Here is a 26,824-nt window from a genome sequence, read left to right on the forward strand (position 1 = left end):
CCCCCGCATGGATCCGCCGGCGTACGGGCGGCGGCCTTCGCATATCGTGGCCGGCGCCGGACATGTGTCCGTCCGAGCCGGCGCCGTGTCCACGGCGGTGTCCATGCCGGTGTCCGAGCCGGTGTCCGCCGCCGGCGTTTTGGCAGCCGCTCCCCTAGAATGGTAGCGTTCTAAGACGGCAGGACGCGGCGGAGACGACGCCCGCCGGCGCCGTCATCCATGGGAAAAGGACGCCGATGCAAGCATCTGAACAGGAAACGCCGACGACCCGGCCGCACGGCGGCGACGTGCCGGGAACCTCCGACGTCGTCATCGCGGACAACGAGCCGCAACGCGCGCACGTCTTCTCCGACCTGATCCATGCGGCCGCCGCGCTCATCGCCGGCGTGCTCGTCATCGTGTTCGCCGTCTATCTGCGCGGCATCACGGCCGGCGTCGAAAGCGACGCGCACACGGCCGCGCGCGCCCTCGAATGGCTGCTCGACGTGCCCGCATCGTTCCTGCAGCAGCTCATCGTCGTGTACGCCGTCGTCAGCGTGCTCATCCAGCTCGTCGTCAGCCGCGAATGGCTGCGCTCGGCGTGCTCGGTCGGCGCGCTGATGCTCGGCTTCGGCGCCGTCTGGGGCGTCTCCTACCTATTGTCCTCGCAGGGTTCGGCGATCCTCGTCAACTCGCTGCTGTCGACCGGCACGCACGCCGGCACGTCGCTGCTGCCCGACTTCTACGCGGCGATCGGCGCCTTCCTGACGGTGGCGGGACCGCGACGCATGCATTCGACCGTCAAATGGGGCTGGAACGTGCTGTTCGTCGGCGCGCTGCTGCTCGTCATCAGCTCGTGGAACTCCGTCCCCGGCGTCATCGTCTCGATCCTCATCGGCCGCATCGTCGGCCTCGTCATCCGCTTCGCGATCGGCACGCCGAACTCGGGCGCCTGGGGCGTCCACGTCGTCACGGCGCTGCGGCAGATCGGCCTCGACCCGGTCGAGCTGCGGCTGCGCGACGCCGACGACGCCCATGACGGCATCCTGCACGCATCGCTCGAGGACGACCTCGTCGAGAACTCGCGCATCTACTCGTGCCGCACGAAGGACGGCGCACGCTACGTCGTCTCCGTCCTCGACAACCAGCTGCACGTGACCGGCTACCTCAACCAGCTGTGGCAGCTCATCCGCCTAAGCGGCGTCGCCGTGCGCCACGACCGTTCCGCCGTCAGCGCGACGCACCACCATTTCGCGATGCTGCTCGGACTGCGCAACCTCGGCCTCGCCTCGATGCGCCCCTACGGCGTCGTCGATTCGGGCGAATCGTCGATCCTCGTGCTCGACCGCGACTCGGCGCTGCGCCCCGCCGACCTCGCCCACCTCGACGACGACGCCGTCGCCGGATACATGACCTATCTGCGGCGCGCGCACCGGCGCGGCTACACGCACCGGCGTATCACGACCGACGTCCTCGCCCGCACCGGCCACGGCGCGCCGGTCATCGCCGGCTGGCAGAACGGCGACGACGCAAGCTCGCCGGCCAACGTCTCGCTCGACAAGGTGCAGCTGCTCGCGCTGTGCTCGGCGCTCGTCGGCATCGAACGCACATTGCGCGTCGCGCGACGCGTCTGGGGCGACGAGACGCTCGTCAACCTGATTCCCTTCGTGCAGAAGGCCGCCGTGCCCGCCTCGACGCGCACGCTCGAAGGCTGGAGCAAGACGCTGCTCGAGGACCTGCGCAAGGCCATGGGCGCGCTCGCGCCGGAGGAGGTCTCCGAATCACTCGAACAGGTGACGCTCTCGCGCTTCAGCGCGCGCTCGTTCTTCGCGCTCGCGCTGCTCGTCGTCGCCGTCGTCGTCATCATCACGCAGATGAACCCGAGCGAGATGATCAAGGCGGCGCGCGACGCGAACATCTGGATGGCGCTCGTCGTGCTGCTGTTCAGCTTCCTCGCCTGGGTCGGCTCGGCCGTCTCGCTGGGCGGCTTCATCGACCGCGACAAGCGCCGTCCGCTCGGCATCCTGTTCTCGCAGATGGCCGCCGGCTTCACCGCCGTCTCGATGCCCGCCGGCATCGGCCCGGCCTTCGTCAACCTGCAGTTCCTGCGCAAGAGCGGCTACCGCAACACCGTCGCCACGGCGATCATGAGCGCCGTCTGGGCCGTGCAGGCCGCCGTCACCGTGCTGCTGCTCATCGTCATCGGCATCTTCACCGGCCGCAACTCGCTGTCGAGCATGGTGCCGACGAACACGTTGATCATCGTCATCGCCGCCGTCGCGCTCATCGTCTCGGTCGCGATGGCGATCCCGCCGGTGCGCAAGAAGGTGACCGACAAATACCTGCCGCTCGTCAAGTCGTATGCGCGCAGCCTGCTCGAGACGCTGACGCAGCCGGCGAAGCTCGTCGTCAGCGCGGCCGGCGGCCTGCTGCTCAACATCGCCACCGGCTTCGGCTTCTGGGCGGCGCTCGAGGCCTTCGGCTACTCGACGAACCCCTTCGAGACGACCTTCATCTTCCTGCTGGCGAACACGCTCGGCTCGGCCGTGCCGACGCCGGGCGGCCTCGGCGCCGTCGAGGCCGCGCTGTCGGTCGCGTTCACGGCCGTCGGCGTGCCGTCGACGATCGCAATCTCGGCGACGCTCGTCTACCGCCTCGGCTTCTACTGGCTGCGCATCCCGGTCGGCGCGCTCGCGATGAAATGGCTCGATAGGCACAATCTGATCTGATTTCGCCCCCGAAGGCGGCCCGAAGGGCGCCGAACGCGAAAAAAGTTCCCAAAACCCTTACGAAACGCCGCTTTCACCATATTTATGCGCTAAGATTCATTACTGAACATGTGGTTGAGACGTGCAATGGGCTCAACCCCTGAACCAAGAAGGATGCTCACATGGCATACAACAAGTCTGATCTCGTCACCAAGATCGCTCAGAAGTCCCACCTGACCAAGGCTCAGGCTGAGGCCGCCGTCAACGCATTCCAGGATGTGTTCGTCGAGGCCATGAAGTCCGGCGAAGGCCTGAAGCTGACCGGTCTGTTCTCCGCCGAGCGCGTCAAGCGCGCCGCCCGCACCGGCCGCAACCCGCGCACCGGCGAGACCATCGAGATCCCGGCGACCTACGGCGTGCGCATCTCGGCCGGCTCCCTGCTGAAGAAGGCCGTCACCGAATGATCGGCTGACCATGCCGCATCGACCGATGAAGCCCCCGACCAACGCTGGTCGGGGGCTTCATCGTATTCGTCGCCCGGTCGCATCCGCGCGTTCATACGGCCATGTCGGCGCCGGTGCCACACGCCCCGTCGATCAGGGCGAGCAGCCTCGCGTACCGCTCGTCGCCGACGGCGTCGAAGGGGTCGAGGATCATGACGTCGTCCTTCACCGGCGCCGTGAGCCGCAGCTGCGTCCAGTCGCAGGACCATGCCACCGGCGCCGCCTCGGCGTGCGCGACGAAGGCGCCGCGCAATACGGCGCGCGTGCCGGCCGGCGGCGTCGTCACGGCCCGTTCGATCCGCGCGTCGTCGCACAGCGCGCGCATCATGCCATGCCTCGTGAGCGAGGCGAACAGCGCGCCGCTGGCGATGTCGTGGTAGTCGAGGTCGAGCTGTGCGAGGCGCATCGGGTCGACGGCGCCTCGCGCGGCGAGCCGGGCCGCGAAACGGCGCTTGCACGCCCAGTCGGCGCGGTCGGCGAGCCCTGCCCCCTCGTCGTCGTAGGCGAGCGTCTCGATGCCGCGCTCCCATTCGCCGAGCACGTCGTCGAGCGTCATGAGCGGGTCGCCGTCGAGGGACGCGGCGACCTCGTCGCGGCGCATGCGCACGAAGCGCAGCACCGCGCCGAGCACGCGCCGCTGCAGCGCGAGCGGGGTCGTCGTCGTGCCGTCGGCCAGGCGCAGCGCCGCGCGCGGACCGTCGGCGTCGACGGCGAGGTTCGCCTCGACCGGGTCGGCGAGCGCGATCGATTCGAGCCCGGTCTCCTCGCCGTGCCGCGCGCCCCATTCCATCAGGCACAGCACGAGATGCGTCGTCGCGAGCTTCATCGTCGTCGCCCACTGCGAACGGTTCGAGTCGCCGATGATGACGTGCAGGCGGCGGAAGGACTCAGGGTCGGCATGCGGTTCGTCGCGCGTGTTGATCATCGGCCGCGAGCGCGTCGTCGCCGACGAGACGGTCTCGTCGACGAAGGCCGCGCGCTGCGTGACGTGCCAGCGGACGCCGTCGAAGCGGCCTGCGCCGGTGAGGATCTGGCGGGTGATCAGGAACGGCAGCAGCTGCGTCTCGATCTGGCCGAGCGCGACGCCGCGGCGCACGAGGTAGTTCTCGTGGCAGCCGAAGGAGTGGCCGGCGCTGTCCGCGTTGTTCTTGAACAGATGGATCGTCGCGCCCTGCCCGAGCGTCGCGCGCAGGCGGCGCTGCGCGTCGAGCGCCAGATCGCGCATGATGTGTTCGCCGGCGGCGTCGGCGAGCGTCGCGTCGCCGGGCGTGCGCGCCTCGGCGGTTGCGTATTCGGGGTGCGCGCCGACGTCGAGGTAGAGCCGCGAGCCGTTGGTCAGGTAGGTGTTCGTCGCGCGCACGCGTTGCATGATCGGCTGGAACATCATCATCGCGACCTGTCCGGCGTCGCAGGGCCGCGACGCGCCGGTGACGCTCAGTCCATATTCGGTCTCGATGCCGAAGATGCGCGCGAAGTCGTCGAGATGCGCCGACGGGCGCGCGCCGACGCGGCCGCGGTTGCCGCTGTCGTGCAGCTGCGGCATCACTGGCCGCCCTTCTGCACGAATCCGCTGACGTATTCCTCGGCGTTCGTCTCGAGCACCATGCCGATGTCGTCGAGGATCGCGTCGAGGTCGTCAATCGCGGCGTCAGCGGCCGTCCTATGTGTGGTCTGCGCGCCAATCGCGGCGTCGTCCTCGTGCTGCTCGTCGTGCGCCATCGACTGGCTGTGCTGTTCCTGTGGCATCGTCGTTCCTCCCTCGTCCGGGTTTTCGTGATCCGGTTGCCACACTACTGCATCGGCTGCATCGGCCGCTCCGATCGCATCGTCATCGGCGTCGAGGCCGTCTAGCGCGCCGGCTGCGACGAGTCTGCGGCCGCACCGCCGGGCGCGTCGCCGAATGTCCCGTCGGATTCATCGCCGGTGTCCCAGGATTCGACGAGGTAGGGCTTGAGGTCGTCGAGGATGAGGCCGTTCGTGGCGACGAGGTTGTTCTCGCTGCGCCAGTGGATCAGGTCGCCGCGCCAGTTGCTCAGCTGGCCCTGCGCCTCCCACAGCACGACGGCGCCGGCGGAGAGCGCCGGCACGTCCCATTTGTGCAGATGCGGCTCGAAGTAGGCGTCGTAGGTGCCGTCGGCGACCTTGCACAGGTCGAGCGACGACGGCCCGATGCGCTTCATGTCGGCCGGGCGGCCGGCGATGTCGCCGACGACCTTGAGCGCGTGGCGCGCCTCGTCGGACTTGAACGACATGCCGAAGCCGATGACCGAGCCGTCGAGGCTCCTCGTCGTCGACGGCATGATCTTCTCGCGCTTCTCGCCGAGCGGCGTCGCGCGCATGCGGATCGCGCCGCTGCGGCGCGCGGCGATGTAGGTCAACTGCAGCGCCGGCGCGTGCACGACGCCGAGGATCGGCTGCGCGGAGCCGAACTCGTTGAACTCGAACAGCGAGACGGTGACCGACCATTCGGCCATGTTGCGCGTGTAGTTGATGACGCCGTCGATGCCGCCGATGCACCAGTAGCGGTCCCCCGCATGCCATTCGTCGCTGCGTTCATCCCAGCGTCCGTTGAACGGGTCCACATAGGTGAGCCTGTTGTAGATGAACTGGGTGAGGCGTCCGTCCAGTTCGAGTCCATGCGAATAGTCGCGCGCCGCCGTGCTCACCTCGGTCAGGCTGCGTGGCGTCACCTGGTTGCTGAGCGCATGCTCGCCGGCGTCCTGGGCGATGCGGGCGACCTGCATCGCCAGGTCGCGCAGTTCCATCGTCATCGTGCCCGTCCTCGTTTCTCGTCGTTTCCCGTCGGTCGCTTCCTCGCGGCGCCGTCGTGGTCTCGTGTCCGCGGCGCGCGGCGGGCGACTTGGTCCCGTCTGTCCCTTCGATGCACCGGCTCCGCGATACGGCCGAAGCGCGACGGCGCAACATCAGTACAACGTTTGCATAGGTGTCGATGCCATCATACCGCATTCCGGGCGTCGCCGTCTCGCGGCCGCGGCGCCGGCGTGGCACCGAGCGCGCGCACGGCGCCCCATGCGTCGTCGGCGCCGGCGAGCACCTCGGCGCAGGCCTCCTGCGTGAAGGCGTGCGGGTCGCTCATGTCGAGCGTCCACTGCCGCCCGTCGGCGTCGTCGCGTGTCGTGACGTGCGTCCACGATACGGCGCGCAGCTGCTCGGGCCAGCGACGCACAAGCGTTCCGCGCAGCCACGCGCGCGTGTCCGCGGGCGGCGTGTCCACGGCCTGCGCGATCTCGTCGTCGCTCGCCGTGCGCTCGGTGCGGCCGCGCAGCCGCGCATAGATCGACTCGGATTCGTCGAGGCTCGCCCAGCGCAGATCGATCGCCTGCAGCCGCGGGTCGGCCAACGCCCGTTCGAGCGGCTCGTCCGGGTGCAGCCGGCGGCGCATCCGTTCGACGAGCTGCCATTTGAGCAGCCATTCAAGACGCCCCGCCTCGGCCATAGACTGCAAACGTTCGCCATCGTCGGCGTGGCGGATGGCGGCCACGTCGAGCAGCGCCTGCTTCCACATCGCCATGACCGACCTCGTCTCGCGGTCGGGCCACACCGGCTCGCCGCGCGTGTCGGTGCCGTGGACGGCGGCGGCCGTCTCGTAGACGAGCGCGTTGAGCATGACCTGGATCTGCCATGCCGTCATCGTGCCGCCGTGCGCCAGCGCGAGCGGCTCGGCGAGCGTCAGGTCGTGCGAGACGCGGTGCATCGCGTCGACCGGGTCGGCCAGCCGCAGCTGTTCGAGCCGCGAGGCGACGTCGATGCCGGCCTCGTCGGCGTGTTCAAGCGTCCACAGCAGCATGCTCGTCGTGCCGAGCTTGAGCACGCGCGGCACGTCCATGCGGTTCGCGTCGCCGACGATGACGTGCAGCCGGCGCATGTCCGCCGGCGCGTGCGCCTCGTCGCGCGTGTTGACGATCGGCCGGTCGAAGGTCGTCTGCAGCGCGACGTTCATATGGAAGTAGTCGGCGCGCTGGCTCAGCTGGTAGCCAGCCCGCTCGCCGCGCTCGCCCAGGCCGATCCTGCCCGAGCCGACGTACTGCTGGCGGGTGACGAAATGCGCCGTCATCATCGCGGCCGTCGCGTCGAAGGGCACGTCGCGGCGCATCAGGTAGTTCTCGTGCGAGCCCCAGCTCGCGCCCTTGCCGTCCACGTTGTTGCGGTAGAGCCGCAACGTGCCGTCGTCGAGCCCTTCGGCGTTCGCGTGCTCGGCGGCGCGGCGCATCAGCACGTCGCCGGCCGTGTCGTAGGCGACGGCCGTGAACGGGTCGCAGGTCTCCGGCGACGAGTATTCCGGATGCGCATGGTCCACGTAGAGCCGGCCGCCGTTGTCGGCGAGCACGTTCGTGATCTGCCGCTGCGGCTCGTCGGTGAGCATCTCCGGGCGTGCCGCGGCGCGTTCGAGCCGCCGGCCGCGCATGTCGTTGACCGGGTCCTCCTGCCGGTAGTCCCAGCGGATCCGGCGCGCGTCGCCGTCCGCTCCGGCGCCCGAGATGACGTCGAAGGACCACCGCACCGGATTGCCCCGATCCGCCATGACCGCGTACTCCGTCTCGGTGCCGACCACCCTCCTGACGCTCATGCCCCTGTCCTTTCCGGCCGGCGCGTGCGATACGCCGCGTCCGCCTCGTTGCCGTCGCCGTCGTCGATGCCGTCGGCGCGCCGCAGCTCGACGACGCGGCCGTCGCCGAGCGCGTTGACCTTCGCCCACTGCGCGGCGTCGACGCCGGCGAGCGTGTCCCGCACCGAACGGTATTCGTCGTCGACGGCCGCCGCGACCATCGCCGCGTCGAGCGCGACCGGTTCGCCGCCGCCGACGCTCGCCTTGACGGCGGCCGTCTTGGCGCGGTCGACGATGTTGCGCAGCATCGCGCCGGAGACGACATCGGCGAGTGCGATCGCGCGGCTCGAGCCGTCGTCGAGGACGGCGCGGCCGAGCCTGCGCGCGCCGTCGCGCCGGTAGACGTCGTCGACGAGCATATGCGCGAGCGCGGCGGCGTCGACGCCGTCGGCGTACGGCAACCGCGGCGTCAGGTAGCGCGCCACGATCGCGAGCGCGGCGTCCCTGTCCGGACGGTCGACGCGGATCTTGACGTCGAGCCTGCCCGGGCGCAGCACGGCCGGGTCGATCATGTCGACGCGGTTCGACGCGCCGATGACGATGACGTTGTCGAGCCGTTCGACGCCGTCGAGTTCGGCGAGGAACTGCGGCACGATCGTCGTCTCGACGTCCGACGAGACGCCCGAGCCGCGCGTGCGCAGCAGCGCGTCCATCTCGTCGATGAAGACGATGACGGTCTGCCCGGCGGCGGCGCGTTCGCGCGCGCGGTCGAACAGCAGGCGGATGAGCCGTTCCGACTCGCCGACGTATTTGTTAAGCAGCTCCGGCCCCTTGACGGCGAGGAAGACGCCGCGCGCGCCCTCGCCGGCGAGTTCGTGCGCGATCGCCTTCGCGATGAGCGTCTTGCCGTTGCCAGGCGGCCCGTACAGCAGCACGCCCTTCGGCGGCGTCAACCCGTAGGCCGCATACAGGCCGCGGTGTTCGAACGGCAGCTGCACGGCGTCGCGGATGCGCGCGATCTGGGCATCGAGTCCGCCGATGTCGCCGAAGGAGACGTCCGGCGTCTCCTCGAGCAGCAGCTGCGCCGTCTCCTCGCGCGGCACCGTCGCGACGGCGAAGTGGTTCGACGGGTCGACGACGACGCGGTCGGCGCAGGTCAGCCGCGCGTCGCGCAGGTCGCGGGCGCGGCGCACGAGACGGCGGTCGCCGGAGGCGTCGACGACGATGAGCCGGCCGTCGTCGAGCACGTCGTCGACGGCGCGCACGGCGCCGACGCCTTCGGCGGTCGCCGTCGCGACGACGACGAGGTTCTCGTCGAGCAACAATGTCATGCCCGCCTCGAGGCGCGCGGCGTCGACCTGCGCGGCCACCGGCACGACCATGCGGCGCGCGCCGTGCATCACCTCGACGCTCGCGTGGCGCACGCCGTGCCCGTCGATGCGGCTGTCGTGCAGCCGCAGCATCGTCGCGAAGCCCAGCGGCGGGCGCGTGAACTGCTCGAGCTGCGACTTCGCCTTGGCGAGTTCGTCGGTCGCGCGCCGCAGGGCGGCCGCGAGCGCATGGTTCTTCGCCTGCAACCGGTCGGCGTGCGCGGCGAGATCCGCATGGGTTTCGGGGGAATCGGCCGAAGGAGCGGCTGAGGCATCAAAGCCGGCCATGGCATCGCCGGCAACGTCTGGTTCGTGCATCTCCACCTCGTCATGCGCTTCGTCCGATCTGTGCCCGGCGGCGTCGCGCGGACGGCTCCGGCGAAAGCGCATGCATGGAAAACGGCCGGACGGCGTCCGCCGCCGCATCGGGCGTCGCCCGGAAGGCGACCCATACCCAGTGTAGCGGAAGCGCGCCGTCCGGCCCTGACTTCAACGCGTAGCGCGTACCGCCATGCTACCCGTCGATGCGCGAGGCGCGGCGCTCGCGTATCAGATTACGAATCCAGCGCACGGCGAAGAAGACGAGGACGGCGGCGAAGACGACGATGATGACGTCCTCGAACACGTTGAGCACGCCGAGGATCGAGCACCACCGGTCGCCGAGCATGTAGCCGGCGGTGACGAGCACGGTGTTCCACACGGCCGAGCCGATGAAGGTCCACAGCGAGAACTGGGCGAAGTTCATCCGGTTGAAGCCGGCCGGGATCGAGATCAGCGAGCGCACGACCGGGATGACGCGGCCGAGCAGCACCGACCAGGTGCCGTATTTCGTGAACCAGCGGTTCGCCTTGTCGACGTCGTCGCGGCTGACGCCGGGGATGCGGTCGGCGGCGCGGTGGATGCGGTGCAGCCCGAACCAGCGGGCGATGCCGTAGAGCGCCCATGCGCCGAGCAGCGAGCCCATCGTCGCCCACAGGATCGCGGCGACGAGCCCCATGCTGCCGCGCGCCGCCGTGAATCCGGCGAGCGGCAGGATGATCTCGCTAGGGATCGGCGGGAAGATCGATTCGAGCGCGATCGCGAGCGCGACGCCGACGCCGCCGACGGTCTCCATCAGCTGCACGAGCCACGAGGTCATCGAGCCGATGAGGCCGTCCGAGCTCGTCGCGCACTGCAGCTGCTCATCGACCGGGATCTGGGAGAGAATCATCGAAAAACGCATTGCGCCATTGTCCCAACGTTTTTCGACAATCGTCACTATGAGCCCAATACCTTTGCAAATCCTTGACGACACGCCCGCAGCCGACACGCCCGCGGACGGTCTGCCGACGCTGCGCCGCCCCGGCCTGCTCGTCATGGACGTCGACTCCACGCTGATCGACGAGGAGGTCATCGACGAGCTCGGCGAGGCCGCCGGCGTCGGCGAACGCATCAGCGCGGTGACGGCGCGCGCGATGAACGGCGAGCTCGACTTCGCCCAGGCGCTCGACGCGCGCGTCGCGTTGCTCGAGGGACTGCCGACGTCGATCTTCGACGACGTCTACCGCAGGCTGCATTTCACGAACGGCGCACTGCAGCTCATCGACGAGCTGCACCGGCACGGCTGGAAGGTCGGCGTCGTCTCCGGCGGCTTCCATGAAATCGTCGACCGGCTCGCCGAGGCGGCCGGACTCGACTACCGGATCGCGAACCGCCTCGAGGTGGACGACGCCTCGCACACGCTCACCGGACGCGTCGCCGGCCCGATCGTCACGAAGGACGTCAAACTGCGCGCGATGCGCCGGTGGGCGGCCGCCGACGGCGTCGACGCCGCGCAGACGGTCGCCGTCGGCGACGGCGCGAACGACCTGCCGATGATCGACGCGGCCGGGCTCGGCATCGCGTTCTGCGCGAAACCAGCCGTGCGCGCCGCCGCGCCGCACACGATCGACGAGCGCGACCTGACGCGCGTCCTCGACTACCTGCGCCGCTGATCCGCCGGCGTCGCAGACGAATCAGTCAGCCGCGCGCGGCGTGCGGAGCACGGCATACGAAGCGGTCGGTCGCATCGATCACCGATGCGACCGACCGCTTCGTCGTTCGGGGCATCGCCGACGCCCCATCACACGCCAATCGGAAACCGCGCTCAGTCGAGGAACGCGCCGGCGCCCAGATGCGCGCCGCGCGCCCATTCGGCCGCACCCATCTCCTTCTTGCCCTGCGCCTTGACGAGCTGCAGCTCGAGCGCCTCGGTGCTCGTGCCGACCCAGACATGATGCTTCGTGATGTGCAGCTCGCCGGGCTTGAGGCCTTCGGGGACCTCGACGCTTTCGCGCAGCTCGGCGCTCGCCGGCGACGCCTTCGTCACATGCAGCGTCGTCGGCGCGAGCGCGTCGCCCTGCACATGCAGGTCGCACCATGCGCCGGGCAGCGGCGTGCATGCGCGGATCTGGCGGTCGAGCGCGAAGACCGGCACGTCGAAGCGCATATGGGCGTCGTCGTGCGAGATCTTCGCGGCCACCTCGAAGGCGCCGGCCGGCTGCTCGACCGGCGTGATCTGGCCTTCGGCCATGCCTTCGAGCGAGGCGGCGAGCAGATGCGCGCCGTCCTCGGCGAGACGGTCGAGCAGTTCGCCGGCGTTCTCGTGCGCGCCGATCTCGACCGTCGACTGCGCGAGCACCGGGCCTTCGTCCATGCCCTTCGTGACACGGAACACCGATGCGCCGGTCACCGATTCGCCGGCCCAGATCGCGCGCTGCACCGGCGCGGCGCCACGCCACTGCGGCAGCAGTGAGAAGTGCAGGTTGTACCAGCCCATCGGCAGCGCCTCGAGCACCGGCTCCTTGAGGATCCTGCCGTAGGCGACGATCGCGGCGGCCTCGGCGCCGGTCGCCTTGAGCGCGGACAGGAAGACCTCCTCGTTCGGGTCGCATTCCATGACCGGCAGCCCCAGTTCGAGCGCCGCCATCTTGACCGGGCTCGCCATGAGCCTGCGGCCGCGGCCGGTCGGGGCGTCGGGGCGCGTGAGCACGGCGACGACCTCGAAATGCTCGGTGTCCTTCGCCAGCGTCCTCAACGACGGCACCGCCACCTCCGGCGTGCCCGCAAACAGTACTCGCAGCATCCTCACGTCCTCCTTGTCCGTTCGTCCGTCCATCGACGGTCCATGACGTCGTCATCACGGCGTCCCGCCGCACGGCGGACGGCGCCGACCGTCCCCCATCGTAGTCGACACGGCCGGCAGTACCGGCCGTGTCGCCGTCAGCTGAGCGCTACAGCAGGTCCTTCGGGTCGACGCGGAAGCGCAGCTCGCCGAACTCGCGCGCAGCGACATGACGGGCGACGGCAGTGCGCAGCCGCGTCGCCAGTTCGGCGCGGCGCGCATGCGCGACGAGCACGACCGCCTTGACGCGGTCGCGCATCTGCTCGAGCTCACGCGAGTCGACGGTGCGTTCGGGCGGGATCGGCACCGGGCCGAGCACCGTCTGGAACTCGTCGTCACACAATCGCAGCGTCGCCCAATCGCCGCCGGAGGCGACGCCGATGCGCCGCAGCGTCTCGGCTACGGCGTTGCGCTGCCCCCACACGCAGGCCGCGCTCACGGCCGGCGGCAGCCCGGCCTCGCGTCGCTGCGCGAGTTCGGCGGCGGCGAGGATACGCGGGTCCCACGTCATCAGCGACTGCGCGATCACCGGGTCGGTCTCGCCGATCAGCAGCCCCGCTCCCCCGTCGGCGCGCGGCGCGCACAGCGCCATCGCGCGCATCCAGTCGCGCAGCACGTCGATGTAGGCGTCGATGCTCTGCCGGTACAGGCTCGTCCATGCGTCGAGGATCGCGACGGCGCGGTAGGCGCCCGCGCGCACATGCGGCTCCGCGCCGGGCGTCGCGATGACGATCGCCGGCGCGTCGGCGACCTGTTCGACGACGCCCTGCGGCTGGTGCGGGCTCGACAGGACCATCGGCACGCCACGGAACAGCCCCTGCAGCTCCTGCGCGGTGCCGGCAGCGCCGACGCGCACGACGCGCATGCGCTCGCCGCCGCAGTGCGGGCAGTGCCAGTCGACGGCCGGCGCCCCGCACCAGCGGCAGCGCGGCGTGCCGGTCGGTCCGCCGCGTTCGAGCGGCCCGGTGCAGCGCAGGCAGCGCGCCTGACGCAGGCAGCGCGCGCACACCAACGATTCGCTGATGCCGTCGGAGGGGATCGAGAACAGGACCGGGCCGTGCTCGAGCGCGGCCGACAGCACGCGCACGGCGGTGTGCGGCACGCGCGCGCGCGATGCTCGGATCGGCGAGACGTGCGAGTTCGTCGCGGTTGAGCCAGCGCACCGGCGGCGCGGCGGCGCGCGCGACGTCACGGAAGGGCACGATCGCGGCGCTCGGTCCGCTCACGGCGACCGGCATCGCCGTCGTGTCCTCGCATTCCCATTGGCTGAGCACGCTGCGCGCATAGGCCATCGCGACGAAGACGCCGTCGTGCAGCCGCGCGCGCAGCCGGCACACGCCGCGTGCGTTCGCGTACGGCATCAGCCCGTCGGCGTACTGGTAGGCGCCGTCGTCGAGCACGGCGAACAACGCGGGGCCCGTCACCGGCGCGTACATCGCCGCGCGCGTGCCGACGACGCAGCGCACACGCCCCGACGCGACGGCGAGGTAGGCGCGGTAGCGTTCGGCGGGGCCGAGCGAGCCGCTGAGCACGGCCACGTCACCGCCCCAGGCTTCGCCGCCCGGACCTTCGCCGTCGGGCGCGAAGGCGGTCAGTCCCGCGCCCTCGAGTGCACGCATGACCTCCCACACCTCGCGCATCGACGGCATGACGAGCACCGCCGACCTGCCGTGCGCGAGCGCCGACGCCGCCATCCACGTGAGGTCGGCGCACGCCGAGCCGGCGACGGCGTCGACGACGAAGGACTGGAAGCGTTCGCCGGCGAGCGCGTCGGCGAGGACCTGCGCCCGCTCGTAGCGGCGCGCGAAGTCGGCGCCCATCGCCTGCGCGGCGGCCGCGCGCGCGCCGGCGTCGGCGCGCGTGTCCGGTCCGTCGGCGAGGTTCGCCATCTCCTTGTCGACGGCGGCGATGCGCTGCGGCAGCGCGACGCGCACGATGTTCGCGCAGGTGCCGCCGTAGGCGTCGGCGATCGCAGCGACGTCGCGGCGCATTTGGCCGCCCATGACAACGCCGCTGAGCACGCGTTCGATGTAGCGCAGCGCCGACGGGTCGGTGTCGCTGTGCTCGACGCGCTCCCAGATGATGCCGGAGACGCGCTGGCCGCCGAAGCGTACGCGCACGAGGCAGCCGGGGCGCGCGGCCTCGGAGAGGCGTTCGTCGATCAGATAGTCGAAGCAGCGTCCCAGATGGGTGGCCTGGATGTCGAGGACGACGCGCGCGACCGGCAGCCGCACGGCCGGCGTGTGCGCGGCCCCGCCGCGGGGACGCCGGCGGCGCGGCTGCATGCCGTCGAAGGTGGGTTGCGTCGCATCGCTCGTGCTCATGGCTCCCAGTGTAACGACCCCGCGGAGGCGGCCGCCGCCGGCGTTGCGCTCAGTGGCGCGGCCACCACGGGCGCAGCGGGTAGACGTCGGTGCCGTTGTCCTCCGGCTTGACGGCGAGGAACTGGTGGATCTGGATGTGGTTCATCTCGAAGTTGTACGCGCATCCGGCCATGTACAGGCCCCACAGGCGGGCCTTCGGCTCGCCGACGAGCCTGACGGCCTCGTCCCAGTGCGCGGCGAGGTTCTCGTTCCAGCGGTGCAGCGTCAGCGCGTAGTGCTGGCGCAGGTTCTCCTGGTTGACGACCTCGAAGCCGGTGTCCTGGATGACCATCTCGATCTCGGCCGGGCTCGACAGTTCGCCGTCGGGGAAGATGTAGCGGTCGATGAACTCGCCCGCCTTCTTGCCCTGATGCGAGTTGCAGCGCGTGATCTGGTGGTTGAGCAGCTTCGCGCCCGGCTTGAGCTTGTCGTAGATCTCCTTGAAGTACGACGGATAGTGCTTGTGGCCGACGTGCTCCATCATGCCGATCGAGCAGATCGCGTCGAAGTCGCCTTCGGGCACGTCTCGGTAGTCCATCAGCCGCACCTCGGCGAGGTCCTCGAGGCCCTCGTCGCGGATCCAGCGCTGCGCCCATTCGACCTGCTCCTCGGAGAGCGTGACGCCGAGCACCCTGATGCCGCGCCTGGCGGCCTCGATCTCCATCGAGCCCCAGCCGCAGCCGATGTCGAGCAGGCGTTCGCCGGGCCTGAGCGCAAGCTTGTCGAGGATGAGGTCGAGCTTGGCCTTCTGCGCGGCCTCGAGCGACGTGTCCGGGGAGTCGAAGACGGCGCAGGTGTAGGTCATCGACGGGCCGAGGAACAGCGCGTAGAAGTCGTTCGACTGGTCGTAGTGGTAGCTGACCGTCGCCGCGTCGCCGGCCTTCGAATGCGGCAGCAGCCCCTCGGTCAGGCGACGCAGCCTGCCTGGGCCTTCGATATCCGGCGCGGCGGGGCGGCGGATGCCGTGTGAGGCGACCGAGGCGAGCGCGTGCGCGAGCTGCGCCGGGTTCGGCATGCGCAGATACGGCTTGACGGCCACGAGGTCACCGAAGAGCCGGTACGGGTTGCCGGGCACGAGCTGCGGTGAGTCGATGTCGCCCTGCAGGTAGGCGCGCGCCAGGCCGAGTTCGCCGGGCGCGTTGACCATATGGTAGACGGCGCGCGCGTTGTTCACGCTGATCGTGACCGGCGCGTCCGGGTCGCCGAAGCTCGATCCGTCGAAGGCGGTCACATGGATCGGGGCGTCCGGTTTGACGAAGAGCTCCACCATCTGCGCGACGGTCATCGATGCCATTGTTCGTTCCTCCTCTGTGCGTGTCCGGCCGCGTCCTGTCGCGGCGCCGGTTTTGGAAGGACAGTCTACCCATGCGGCGTCGCATGGCCGTTCAGCTGCCGGTAAAACCGGTTATGGCGGGACCCGGCGGCGTGCCGCCGGGTCCCGGTCGTGTCTCAGTCCTCGCGTTCGGCGGCGATCGCGTCCCTGAGCGCGTCGACGCGGTCCGTCGCCTCCCACGGGAAGTCGGCGTCCTCGCGTCCGAAGTGGCCGTAGGCGGCGGTCTTCGCGTAGATCGGGCGTAGCAGGTCGAGCTCGTCGACGATCGCGGCCGGACGCAGGTCGAAGACGCGGCGCACGGCGCGCTGGATCTGCTCGCGCGTCACGCCGTCGGCCTCGGTGCCGTAGGTCTCGACGTTGATGCTCACCGGGTCGGCGACGCCGATCGCGTACGCGACCTGCACCTCGACCTTGTGCGCAAGCCCCGCGGCCACGATGTTCTTCGCGACCCAGCGCGCCGCGTAGGCGGCCGAACGGTCGACCTTGCTCGGGTCCTTGCCAGAGAACGCGCCGCCGCCATGATGCGCGGCGCCGCCGTAGGTGTCGACGATGATCTTACGGCCGGTGAGTCCCGCGTCGGCGGCCGGGCCGCCCATGATGAACGAGCCGGTCGGATTGACGAGCACGCGGTAGTCGTCGTGGCGCACGCGGTCGGCGAGGACCTCGTCGAGCACCGGTTTGATGACGTGCTCGTCGAGCTGCTCCCTGAGCCAGTCCTGACGCACCGACGGGTCGTGCTGCGTCGAGACAAGGACGGTGTCGAGGCGCACCGGCACGTCGTGCTCGTCGTATTCGATCGTCACCTGCGTCTTGCCGTCGGGGCGCAGGAACGGCACCTCGCCGGACTTGCGCACGTCGGTCAGGCGTTTGGCGAGGCGGTGCGCCAGATGGATCGGCAGCGGCATCAGCACGACGGTCTCGTCGCTCGCGTAGCCGAACATGACGCCCTGGTCGCCGGCGCCCTGCGCCTCGTAGCGCTCCTCGCGCGAGGCGGCGCTTTCGGCCTCGCGGCTCAGGCGCGAGACGCCCTGGTTGATCTCGGGGCTCTGTTCGGTGATCGAGACGAGGACGCCGCACGAGTCGGCGTCGAGGCCCACCTCGGAGCTCGTGTAGCCGATGTTTCGCACGACGGAGCGCACGATGTTCTGGATGTCGCTGTAGCCTTCGCTCGAGACCTCGCCGAAGACGAAGAACTGACCGGTCGTCGCCGACGTCTCGACGGCGACGTGCGAATGCGGGTCATGGCGCAGCATGTCGTCGAGGATCGCGTCGGAGATCTGGTCGCAGATCTTGTCCGGATGCCCTTCGGTCACCGATTCCGCGGAAATCAACTTGAGTTCGGCCATAAAACTCCCCTGATGCTGGTGGTGTGCGATGCGGCGGGCGTATGGGTTGGAAACGTCCGCGACACATCATAGTCGCTCCGTCGCATATTAGAGGCCCCCGGTTCCCCACGCCATGCATTACGCGACGTGGGAAACCGGGGGCCGTGCTCCGGAGGCGCAAGGGCCTGCGGTCAGTTGCCCTCGTTGAGGTCGTCCTCGCCGAGGGTCTCCTCGAGCAGTCCCTCGTTGATCTCGCGGAAGGCGATCGACAGCGGCTTCTCCTGGCTCTGGTACTCGACGAGCGGGCCGACGTTCTGCAGCAGTCCCTCGTTGAGCTGCGCGAAGTAGGAATTGATCTGACGGGCGCGCTTCGCGGCGAAGATCGCCAGCGCGTACTTGGAGTCGGCGTGCTCCATCAGGTCGTCGATCGGCGGATTCGCAAGTCCGGTTGGTGTAGGCTCGGTACCGAATGCCATAGTTGAGGTCTCCAAATCACTCGCACGATGCTTGTTCAGCTTGTTCAAAACAGTCATTCTATCTCAGGGCGCCGACCCGTTCAAGACCTCCCGCCGTCGGCGCCGCCGATGGCGCCGCACGCATTTGTCAAGGTTCGGCGAAAATTTCCCACGATATGACCATTCGGCGGCATGCCGCGCCCGCGGTGCGGTTGAATGGCGTGTTATGGAAATGCGATCTGCGAAAATCATGAACGGAAGAATGTTCGCCGGCGCCCGTGCGCTCTACCGCGCCGCCGGTGTGGATGGCAAGGACTTCGGCAAGCCGATCGTCGCCATCGCAAACTCCTTCGACGAGTTCGTCCCCGGCCACGTCCACCTCAACAAGGTCGGCCGCCTCGTCTCCGAGGCCGTCAAGAAGGCCGGCGGCATCCCGCGCGAATTCAACACAATGGCCGTCGACGACGGCATCGCGATGGGCCACACCGGCATGCTCTACTCGCTGCCGAGCCGCGAGATCATCGCCGACACCGTCGAATACCAGGTCAACGCGCACTGCGCCGACGCGCTCATCTGCATCTCGAACTGCGACAAGATCACGCCGGGCATGCTGATGGCGGCGCTGCGTCTGAACATCCCGACCGTCTTCGTCTCCGGCGGCCCGATGGAGGCCGGCACGACGGTGCTGCCCGACGGCACCGTCAAGGAGAACACCGACCTCATCGACGTCATGTACGCGTCGGCCGACGACGACATGACCGACGAGGACCTGCTCGCCTACGAGCGCACCGTCTGCCCGACCTGCGGCTCGTGCGCCGGCATGTTCACGGCGAACTCGATGAACTGCCTGACCGAGGCGATCGGCCTGGCGCTGCCCGGCAACGGCACCGTCCTCGCCTCCCACGGCTACCGCAGGCAGCTCTTCGAGCGCGCCGCGCAGACCGTCGTCGACATCGCGAACCGCTACTACCACGAGGACGACGAGTCGGTGCTCCCCCGTTCGATCGCGACGAAGCACGCCTTCGAGAACGCGATGACGATGGACGTGGCGATGGGCGGCTCGACGAACACGGTGCTGCACATCCTCGCGATGGCACAGTCGGCGGACGTCGACTTCACGCTCAACGACATCGAGCGCATCTCGCACACCGTCCAGTGCATCTGCAAGGCCTCTCCCTCCGGTGAATGGGAGATCTCCGACGTGCACCGCGCCGGCGGCATCACCGGCATCCTCGGCGAGCTCGACCGCGCCGGCAAGCTGCACCGCGACGTGCATTCGATCGACTATCCGCCGCTCGAGGCGAAGCTCGACGACTGGGACATCATGCGCGAGACCTGCACCGACTACGCGAAGGACTTCTTCAGGGCCGCGCCGGGCCATATCGTCTCCCCCGAACCGTGGACGCACGAGACGAAGTTCGACTCGCTCGACACCGACCGCGTCAACGGCGCGATCCACGACGTCGAGCATCCGGCCGTCACCGAGGGCGGCCTCGCCGTGCTGCGCGGCAACCTCGCCCCCGACGGCTGCGTCGTCAAGACCGCCGGCGTGCCGAAGGAAATCTGGACCTTCCGCGGCCCGGCGCTCGTCGTCGAATCGCAGGAGCAGGCCGTCGAGGTCATCCTCAACGACACGCTCAAGCCCGGCCAGGCGCTCATCATCCGCTACGAGGGCCCCAAGGGCGGCCCCGGCATGCAGGAGATGCTCTACCCGACGTCCTTCGTCAAGGGCAAGGGCATCGGCAAGGAGGTCGCGCTGATCACCGACGGCCGCTATTCGGGCGGCTCGTCGGGCCTGTCGATCGGCCACGTCGCGCCGGAGGCCGCGAGCGGCGGCACGATCGCGCTCGTCGAGGACGGCGACATCATCTCGATCGACATCCCGAACCGCACGATCAACGTCGAACTGTCCGACGAGGAGCTCGCCGAACGCCGCGCGAAGCTCGAGGCCGGCGACGGCTACGTCGCGCACCGCGACCGTCAGGTGAGCCAGGCGCTCAAGGCCTTCGCCGCCTTCGCCCGCTCCGCCGACAAGGGCGCGACGCGCGACCCGGAGCTCATCGACCGTCTCTCCGGCCTGGCCTGACCGGCCGGCCGCCCGCGGCGGCGTACAAGGATGTGAAAGCCCCCACCGATGTTCCCTCGGTGGGGGCTTTCCTCTTGCCATGCCGATAGATATGCTGTATCCGCCGTACGGCGCGGAGGCGTTCCGTCTATTCGTCTATTCGTCTATTCGACTATTCGACTATTCGACTATTCGACTATTCGACTATTCGACTATTCGGCGATGCCGTATTCGTCGGCGATGATCCTCCACAGTTCGTCGGCGGTCCGTTCGACCTCCTCGTTGACGATCGTCACGTCGAACTCGGATTCGGCCGCCAGCTCGACCTTCGCCGTCTCGAGACGCTTCGCCTGCTGTTCGGGCGTCTCGGTGCCGCGGCCGACGAGGCGGCGCTTGAGCTCCTCGAAGCTCGGCGGCGCGATGAACACGGTGACGATCTCGAGTCCGAGCTCCTTCGCGCGTTCCCTGACGCGGCGCGCGCCCTGCAGGTCGATCTCGAGCAGCGTCGGCGTGTTCGCGGCGAGATGCTCGCGCACCGGCGCCAGCGGCGTGCCGTAGTGCGCCATGCCGTGCACGACGGCCGTCTCGAGGAACTCACCGGCGGCCTCCTTGGCGACGAATTCGTCGTCGTCCATGAACCAGTAGTCGACGCCGTCGCGTTCGCCGGGGCGCGGGTCGCGCGTCGTCGCCGACACCGACACCCACACCTCGGGATGCTTGGCGAGCATCGCCGCCTCGACGGTGCCCTTGCCGACCGCCGTCGGCCCGGTGAGCACGACGAGCCTGCCGCCCTTGCCGGCGTCGTCCGCCGTGTCGACGATGCCCTGTGCCTGCTGCTGCGAATGTTCCACGTTCCGTTTCCCGTCACGTTGATGCGGCGGCCAGGCCGCCGTGTTGGTTGATGATTGCCGGCCGACGACCGCCGTCCGGCGCCGCCTTTTCAGTCGAGCGCCTCCTCCATCAGTGCGAGCCGCACGTCGAGCGCGATGCTCTCGGTGGCCTGGATCAGCGACTGGATGTCCGGACCGTGCTCGGCGATCGCGCGAGAGACGGTGATGAGCACGTTGCCGTGCGTGCCGCGGAACACGGTCTTGAGGTCGCTCGCCTCGGCGCCCTGCCAGCCGTAGCCCGGCGAGAGGATCGGTCCGGTGAAGCTCGACGGCGCCACGCCGCTCTCCTGCAGCCACTGCCCGATCGTCGCGCCGATGATCAGGCCGACCGAGCCGAGGCCCGGTGTGTCCACATTGTATTTCTGCGCGGTGTTGGCGATGCCGTAGGCGACCGTCTTGCCTTTGTATTCGCCGGTCTGGCGGATCGCCGTCTGCAGGCTCGCGCCTTCCGGATTCGATGTGAGCGACGCGACGAACACGCCGCGCCCGTTGTTGAGCGCGTCCTCGATGACGCCGCTGAGCGAACGTGCGCCGTAGTACGGCAGCAGCGTGATCGCGTCGGCGAGCATCGGCGCGTCCGGCTTGAAGTAGGCGTCGGCGATCGCCGAGATCGTCGTCGACAGTCCGCCGTGCAGGCAGTCGACGATTGTGATGATGTCCATCTGCCGCGCGGCGAAGAGGACGCGCTCGAGCGCCGCGTACCCGCGTGAGCCGTAGCGCTCGAACATCGAGGTCTGGAATTTGACGGCGGCCGCGCGTCCGTTGGCCGCCTGCAGCATGCGCATCGCGTAGAGCTCGGCGCCCTGCGCGTCGATGTCATAGCCCCAGTCCGCAAGCAGCTGGCGATGCGGGTCGATGCCCACGCACAGTGGGCCGTACCGTTTCATCGAATTGCTCAGCCGCAGTCCGAAGTCGGACCGCAATGCAAGCTGCTCCTGCGTGCTGGGGTCGGTCATGATGCTGCTCCTCCCCTGATGAGGTTGGTCGGTTATCCGTTGTCCTGCGCACGGCGTTCGAGGGCGAACAGCTCACGGGCATGCTCCTGGATGCTCATGACCTGGTAGTCGTTCGCCTTGACCGCCTCTATCGCCAATAGTACCGCAGCGAATTCGGTCATCGTCGTAAACTGCGGCACATCGGCGGCGATCGCCGCGGCGCGGATAGAATACCCGTCCGAACGCGAACCACGCGAGTTCGGCGTGTTGAGGATGAGGTCGATCTTGCCTTCCTCGATCAGCTCGACGACGTTCTTGCCGATGCTGCCGGCCGCCTTGCGCACCTCGACCGGGGCGTCCGGGTCGGTGTCGACGCGCGCCGTGATCTTGTCGACGATCTTCGAATCGATGCCGTAGCGGCGCAGCACCGAGGCGGTGCCTTCGGTCGCGCAGATCGTGAAGCCGAGCTCGACGAGGCGCACGGCGAACAGCGGCAGCTGGCGCTTGTCGGTGTCGTTGACCGAGAGGAAGACGGTGCCGGAGGTCGGCAGGCCGCCCTCGTACGCCGAAAGCTGGCTCTTCGCGAAGGCGTGCGGGAAGTCGCGGTCGAAGCCCATGACCTCGCCGGTCGAACGCATCTCGGGTCCGAGCAGGATGTCGACGGTCTTGCCGACCGGCGTGCGGAAGCGCTTGAACGGCAGCACCGACTCCTTGACGGCCACCTGCTGTCCGATGCGCGCGTCGCCGCCGTCGCCATGCGGCAGCAGCAGGCCGTTGTCGCGCTGCTGCTGGATCGTCTCGCCGACCATGATGCGCGCCGCGGCCTTCGCGAGCGCGACGCCGGTTGCCTTCGACGCGAAGGGCACGGTGCGCGACGCGCGCGGGTTCGCCTCGATGACGTAGAGCGTGTTCGCCATGAACGCGTACTGCACGTTGATCAGGCCCTGCACGCCGCAGCCCTTGGCGATCGCGAGCGTCGCCTCGCGCAGACGGCGGATCTGGTCGTCGCTCAGCGTGCTTGGCGGCAGCGTGCACGCCGCATCGCCGGAGTGGACGCCGGCCTCCTCGATGTGTTCCATGATGCCGCCGATGTACAGCTCGTGGCCGTCGAACAATGCGTCGACGTCGATCTCGATCGCATCCTGCAGGAACTTGTCGATGAGCAGCGGCGAGGGCAGGCGTCCGGAGACGACCGTGTCGGCCTTCGCCTGGTCGAGCGCGCGGTTGACGTACTTCTCAAGCTGGGCGTCGTCGTAAACGATCTCCATGCCGCGTCCACCGAGCACGTAGCTCGGGCGCACGAGCACCGGGTAGCCGATGTTGTGCGCGGCGTCGAGCGCCTCGCCGAGGCTGAGCGCGGTGCCAAAGCGCGGCGCGTTGAGCTTCTCGGCGCGCAGCACCTCACCGAAGAGCTCGCGGTTCTCGGCCAGGTCGATCGATTCGGGGGTCGTGCCGAGGATCGGCACGCCGGCGGCCTTGAGCCGCGCGGCGAGCGACAGCGGCGTCTGGCCGCCGAGCTGCACGATAACGCCCTTGATCGGGCCCATCTTCTTCTCGGCTTCGTAGATCTCGAGGACGTCCTCGAAGGTCAGCGGCTCGAAGTAGAGGCGGTCGGACATGTCGTAGTCGGTCGAGACGGTCTCCGGGTTACAGTTGACCATGATCGTGTCATAGTCCTTGCCGAGCTCCTGCACCGCGTGCACGCAGGTGTAGTCGAACTCGATGCCCTGGCCGATGCGGTTGGGGCCGGAGCCGAGGATGATGACGGCCTCGCGGTCGCGGCGGCGCAGCTCGGTCTCGTCGGCGTAGCACGAATAGTAGTACGGCGTGGCCGCGTCGAACTCGGCAGCGCAGGTGTCGACGGTCTTGTAGACCGGGTGCAGGCCGTAGTTCCAGCGCAGTTCGCGGATCGTGTTCTCGCCGGCGTCGCCCAGGCCGCGCAGATGCGCGATCTGCAGGTCGGACAGGCCCGCGAGCTTCGCCTTCTTGAGCAGGCGCGGCGACAGCGTCTCGGCGGCGCGCACCTGCATCGCCATGTCGTTGATGCGCGTGAACTGACGGATGAACCACGGGTCGATCTTCGTCGCCTCGAAGATCTGCTCCTCGGTGGCGCCGCCCCAGATCGCGCGCATCAGCTGCAGGTAGCGGTGCTCGGTCGGCGTGCGCATCGCCTCGAGCAGCTCGGCGACCCCGTCGGCGGACGGCTTGTCGCCGTCCCACGAGAAGGCCATGTCGCGCTTGTCGATCGAACGCATCGCCTTGCCGAGCGACTCCTCGAAGTTGCCGGCGAGCGCCATCGCCTCGCCGACCGACTTCATCGACGTCGTCAGCGTCGGGTCGGCGCCCGGGAACTTCTCGAACGCGAAGCGCGGCACCTTCGTGACGACGTAGTCGATCGTCGGCTCGAAGCTCGCCGGCGTCGACTTCGTGATGTCGTTCTGGATCTCGTCGAGCGTGTAGCCGAGCGCGAGCTTCGTCGCGATCTTCGCGATCGGGAAGCCGGTGGCCTTCGACGCGAGCGCCGACGAGCGCGAGACGCGCGGGTTCATCTCGATGACGATGATGCGGCCGGTCTTCGGGTGGATCGCGAACTGAATGTTGCAGCCGCCGGTGTCGACGCCGACGCCGCGGATGATCGCGATGCCGATGTCGCGCAGCTTCTGGTATTCGCGGTCGGTGAGCGTGAACACCGGGGCGACGGTGATCGAGTCGCCGGTGTGCACGCCGACCGGGTCGACGTTCTCGATCGGGCAGACGACCACGACGTTGTCGTTGCGGTCGCGCATCAGCTCGAGCTCGTATTCCTTCCAGCCCTCGATGCCCTCCTCGATGAGCACCTCGTCGGTCGGCGAATAATGGATGCCGGCACCGGCGATGCGGTGCAGCTCCTCGGTGTCGTGCGCGATGCCGGAGCCGAGGCCGCCCATCGTGAACGACGGGCGCACGACGAGCGGGAACCCGAAGCGTTCGGCGATCGCATCGACCTCCTCGAGCGTGTGCGCGATGTCGGAGCGCGCCGACTCGGCGCCGGCTTCCTCAACGACCTTCTTGAACGATTCGCGGTCCTCACCGCGGTCGATCGCCTCGAGCGAGGCGCCGATGAGCTCGACGTTGTACTTCTTGAGCACGCCGGCCTCGCCGAGCGCGACGGCCGCGTTGAGCGCGGTCTGTCCGCCGAGCGTCGGCAGCAGCGCGTCGGGGCGCTCCTTGGCGATGATGCGTTCGAGGATCGGCGTGGCGATCGGCTCGATGTAGGTGGCGTCGGCCATCTCCGGGTCGGTCATGATCGTGGCCGGGTTGGAGTTGACGAGGATGACGCGGATGCCCTCCTCGCGCAGGACGCGGCAGGCCTGGGTTCCCGAATAGTCGAACTCGGCGGCCTGACCGATGACGATCGGGCCGGAGCCGATGACCATTACCGACTTGATGTCGTTACGCTTGGGCATTCGTGGATTCCTCCTTGGCATTCTTGGCGTTGGCGTCGTTCATCATCGCGACGAAGCGGTCGAACAGATAGGCGGCGTCGTGCGGGCCGGCGGCGGCCTCCGGATGGTACTGGACGGAGAAGGCGGGGATGTCGACGCACTGCAGGCCTTCGACGACGTCGTCGTTGAGGTCGACGTGGCTGACGAAGACCTTGCCGTAACGGCCGCCGTCGTACGGCGCGTCGACCGTCTCGCCGATCGGGGCGTCGACGGCGAAGCCGTGGTTGTGCGCGGTCACCTCGACCTTGCCGGTCGTCAGGTCCTTGACCGGCTGGTTGACGCCGCGATGGCCGAACTTGAGCTTGTAGGTGCCGAAGCCGAGCGCGCGGCCGAGCAGCTGGTTGCCGAAGCAGATGCCGAAGAACGGGTAGCCGGCGTCAAGCACGCGGCGCAGCAGCGCGACCATGTCGTCGGCCTGCTCCGGGTCGCCCGGTCCGTTGGAGAAGAAGACGCCGTCGGGGTTGAGCTCCTCGATCTGCTCGAAGGTCGTCGTCGACGGCAGCACATGGACGCGGCAGCCGCGTTCGGCCATGCGGTGCGGCGTCATCGCCTTGATGCCCAGGTCGATCGCGGCGACGGTCGCGACGGGCTCGTGTCCCTCGAACTCGCCGGCCGGCTCGATGACGTAGGCCTTGTCGGTGCTCACCTCGTCGTACAGGCCCATGCCCTTCATCTGCGGCGTGGCGCGCACGTCGTCGAGCAGCGATTCGATCGTGCGCGGCTCGCCGTCGGCGCCGACGAGGACGTCGCCGGAGAAGATGCCGGCGCGCATGACGCCGGCATCGCGCAGATGGCGCACGAGCTTGCGGGTGTCGATGTGGCTGATGCCGACGATGCCGTCGGCGACGAGCGCGTCGTCGAGTGTGCCGTCGGCACGCCAGTTGCTCACCGTCGGGCTGGGGTCGCGCACGACGTAGCCGGCGACCCAGATGCGCGAGGACTCCGGGTCCTCGTCGTTGACGCCGGTGTCTCCGATGTGCGGGAACGTCTGCACGACGATCTGCCTGTCGTAGCTTGGATCGGTGAGCGTCTCCTGATAGCCGGTCATCGCGGTGGAGAAGACGATCTCCCCGCGCGTCTCTCCGCGCGCTCCGTAAGGTTCGCCCACATAGACCTGTCCGTCCTCGAGCACGAGGACGGCATCATCGGTGGTGAAAGCGGATGCCGAGTCGATCTGGTTCACCCAAACCCCCATTCATCAGTTGTTGTCGAAAGGATGGATAGCGGCCGGTTGAGACTCGCGACCCGGCCAAACGCGTGAGGCTATTCGGCCTGATCCGGTCGTGCGTCCTTGCCGTCGGGATGCTCGGCGGCGCTTATCGCGCTGAGCAAGCCGTGGATGAAGGACGGCGCGTCGTCGTCGCACAAGGTCTTGGCGAGGTTGATCGCTTCATCGATGGCCACTTTGTCGGGGACATCGTCGTTGTAGACGATCTCCCAAGTCGCAATACGAAGGATATTACGGTCGACGACGTGCATGCGGCGCACCTTCCAGCTGGTGGAATGGTCGTTGAGCATGCGGTCGATGTCGCGACGGTGGTCGGCGACGCCGCGCACGATTTCGACGGCGTAGTCGGGAAGCGGCGTCTGCGCACCGGGCTGTGCGATGCGCTCATCAAGAAGGGACAGGATGTCCTGTCCCTTCTCGTCCGCTTCATACAACGTGTTCAGAGCCCTCTTGCGAGCGGTGGAACGTGCCATGGA

The 26,824-nt window shown here is 68.8% G+C and carries 19 protein-coding genes and 1 pseudogene; 4 read left to right on the forward strand and 16 right to left on the reverse strand.

Going from position 1 to position 26,824, the window contains the following annotated elements; translation table 11 throughout:
* Nucleotides 1-236 precede the first annotated feature (236 nt).
* Both BCHO_RS00215 and BCHO_RS00220 read left to right on the forward strand, forming a co-directional pair.
* Nucleotides 237-2,708: a lysylphosphatidylglycerol synthase transmembrane domain-containing protein gene (locus BCHO_RS00215; protein ID WP_024540787.1), complete on the forward strand. Its 2,472-nt coding sequence runs from the start codon at nucleotides 237-239 to the stop codon at nucleotides 2,706-2,708.
* Nucleotides 2,709-2,869: 161 nt separating this feature from the next.
* A complete protein-coding gene (locus BCHO_RS00220; RefSeq protein WP_022857750.1) occupies nucleotides 2,870-3,151 on the forward strand; it encodes an HU family DNA-binding protein in 282 nt (93 codons plus the stop codon).
* 91 nt (nucleotides 3,152-3,242) lie between these two features.
* Here BCHO_RS00220 and BCHO_RS00225 read toward each other — a convergent pair whose 3' ends face one another.
* The 6 genes from BCHO_RS00225 to BCHO_RS00250 form a co-directional block, all read right to left on the reverse strand.
* Complete coding sequence (locus BCHO_RS00225) at nucleotides 3,243-4,733, reverse strand: proteasome accessory factor PafA2 family protein (RefSeq protein WP_024540786.1); 1,491 nt, start codon at nucleotides 4,731-4,733, stop codon at nucleotides 3,243-3,245.
* Nucleotides 4,733-4,936 (reverse strand): ubiquitin-like protein Pup, encoded by a 204-nt coding sequence (locus BCHO_RS00230; RefSeq protein ID WP_024540785.1) that lies wholly within the window; start codon nucleotides 4,934-4,936, stop codon nucleotides 4,733-4,735. The genes BCHO_RS00225 and BCHO_RS00230 overlap by 1 nt, the downstream gene beginning before the upstream one ends.
* Nucleotides 4,937-5,037: 101 nt before the next feature.
* Complete coding sequence (locus tag BCHO_RS00235) at nucleotides 5,038-5,961, reverse strand: inositol monophosphatase family protein (RefSeq protein WP_418214991.1); 924 nt, start codon at nucleotides 5,959-5,961, stop codon at nucleotides 5,038-5,040.
* A 185-nt stretch (nucleotides 5,962-6,146) separates the two neighbouring features.
* Nucleotides 6,147-7,778: a depupylase/deamidase Dop gene (dop, locus tag BCHO_RS00240; RefSeq protein ID WP_024540783.1), complete on the reverse strand. Its 1,632-nt coding sequence runs from the start codon at nucleotides 7,776-7,778 to the stop codon at nucleotides 6,147-6,149.
* Nucleotides 7,775-9,415: a proteasome ATPase gene (gene arc, locus BCHO_RS00245; RefSeq protein ID WP_081707930.1), complete on the reverse strand. Its 1,641-nt coding sequence runs from the start codon at nucleotides 9,413-9,415 to the stop codon at nucleotides 7,775-7,777. Before arc ends, dop begins: the two co-directional genes overlap by 4 nt.
* Before the next feature lie 226 nt (nucleotides 9,416-9,641).
* Entirely contained in the window at nucleotides 9,642-10,265 is a 624-nt protein-coding gene (locus tag BCHO_RS00250) for a DedA family protein (protein ID WP_081707945.1), read from the reverse strand.
* A 121-nt stretch (nucleotides 10,266-10,386) separates the two neighbouring features.
* Between BCHO_RS00250 and serB the strand changes: the two genes are divergently transcribed.
* A complete protein-coding gene (gene serB, locus BCHO_RS00255; RefSeq protein ID WP_024540780.1) occupies nucleotides 10,387-11,100 on the forward strand; it encodes a phosphoserine phosphatase SerB in 714 nt (237 codons plus the stop codon).
* A gap of 152 nt (nucleotides 11,101-11,252) precedes the next feature.
* Here serB and fmt read toward each other — a convergent pair whose 3' ends face one another.
* The 5 genes and pseudogenes from fmt to rpoZ all read right to left on the reverse strand — a co-directional run bounded on the left by fmt (nucleotide 11,253) and on the right by rpoZ (nucleotide 17,766).
* On the reverse strand, nucleotides 11,253-12,230 hold the full coding sequence (gene fmt / locus BCHO_RS00260) for a methionyl-tRNA formyltransferase (RefSeq protein ID WP_024540779.1): 978 nt from the start codon (nucleotides 12,228-12,230) through the stop codon (nucleotides 11,253-11,255).
* Nucleotides 12,231-12,378: 148 nt separating this feature from the next.
* Nucleotides 12,379-14,593, reverse strand: a pseudogene (locus BCHO_RS00265) (primosomal protein N').
* A 49-nt stretch (nucleotides 14,594-14,642) separates the two neighbouring features.
* Nucleotides 14,643-15,926: a class I SAM-dependent methyltransferase gene (locus tag BCHO_RS00270; protein ID WP_024540777.1), complete on the reverse strand. Its 1,284-nt coding sequence runs from the start codon at nucleotides 15,924-15,926 to the stop codon at nucleotides 14,643-14,645.
* A 155-nt stretch (nucleotides 15,927-16,081) separates the two neighbouring features.
* The gene (gene metK / locus BCHO_RS00275) at nucleotides 16,082-17,311 is read right to left on the reverse strand and encodes a methionine adenosyltransferase (protein WP_024540776.1); all 1,230 of its coding nucleotides are present in this window, start codon (nucleotides 17,309-17,311) and stop codon (nucleotides 16,082-16,084) included.
* A 170-nt stretch (nucleotides 17,312-17,481) separates the two neighbouring features.
* Nucleotides 17,482-17,766, reverse strand: a complete 285-nt coding sequence (gene rpoZ, locus BCHO_RS00280; protein ID WP_024540775.1) for a DNA-directed RNA polymerase subunit omega — start codon at nucleotides 17,764-17,766, stop codon at nucleotides 17,482-17,484.
* A gap of 205 nt (nucleotides 17,767-17,971) precedes the next feature.
* On the opposite strand from rpoZ, the gene ilvD reads away from it, so the two are divergent.
* Entirely contained in the window at nucleotides 17,972-19,831 is a 1,860-nt protein-coding gene (ilvD, locus tag BCHO_RS00285; protein WP_024540774.1) for a dihydroxy-acid dehydratase, read from the forward strand.
* 191 nt (nucleotides 19,832-20,022) lie between these two features.
* On the opposite strand, the gene gmk is transcribed toward ilvD, so the two are convergent.
* From gmk to nusB, 5 genes are all read right to left on the reverse strand, one after another.
* Nucleotides 20,023-20,631, reverse strand: coding sequence for a guanylate kinase (gmk, locus tag BCHO_RS00290; protein ID WP_029675408.1), 609 nt, complete (start codon nucleotides 20,629-20,631; stop codon nucleotides 20,023-20,025).
* A gap of 119 nt (nucleotides 20,632-20,750) precedes the next feature.
* Nucleotides 20,751-21,656 carry an orotidine-5'-phosphate decarboxylase gene (pyrF, locus tag BCHO_RS00295; RefSeq protein WP_024540772.1) on the reverse strand — a complete coding sequence of 302 codons (906 nt, stop codon included), beginning with the start codon at nucleotides 21,654-21,656 and terminating at the stop codon, nucleotides 20,751-20,753.
* A gap of 32 nt (nucleotides 21,657-21,688) precedes the next feature.
* Entirely contained in the window at nucleotides 21,689-25,081 is a 3,393-nt protein-coding gene (carB, locus tag BCHO_RS00300; RefSeq protein ID WP_024540771.1) for a carbamoyl-phosphate synthase large subunit, read from the reverse strand.
* Nucleotides 25,068-26,315 carry a glutamine-hydrolyzing carbamoyl-phosphate synthase small subunit gene (gene carA / locus BCHO_RS00305; RefSeq protein ID WP_029675407.1) on the reverse strand — a complete coding sequence of 416 codons (1,248 nt, stop codon included), beginning with the start codon at nucleotides 26,313-26,315 and terminating at the stop codon, nucleotides 25,068-25,070. Before carA ends, carB begins: the two co-directional genes overlap by 14 nt.
* 68 nt (nucleotides 26,316-26,383) lie before the next feature.
* The gene (gene nusB / locus BCHO_RS00310; RefSeq protein ID WP_024540769.1) at nucleotides 26,384-26,821 is read right to left on the reverse strand and encodes a transcription antitermination factor NusB; all 438 of its coding nucleotides are present in this window, start codon (nucleotides 26,819-26,821) and stop codon (nucleotides 26,384-26,386) included.
* Nucleotides 26,822-26,824: the final 3 nt, after the last annotated feature.

Source organism: Bifidobacterium choerinum, from assembly GCF_000741135.1.
GTDB classification, from domain to species: Bacteria; Actinomycetota; Actinomycetes; order Actinomycetales; family Bifidobacteriaceae; genus Bifidobacterium; species Bifidobacterium choerinum.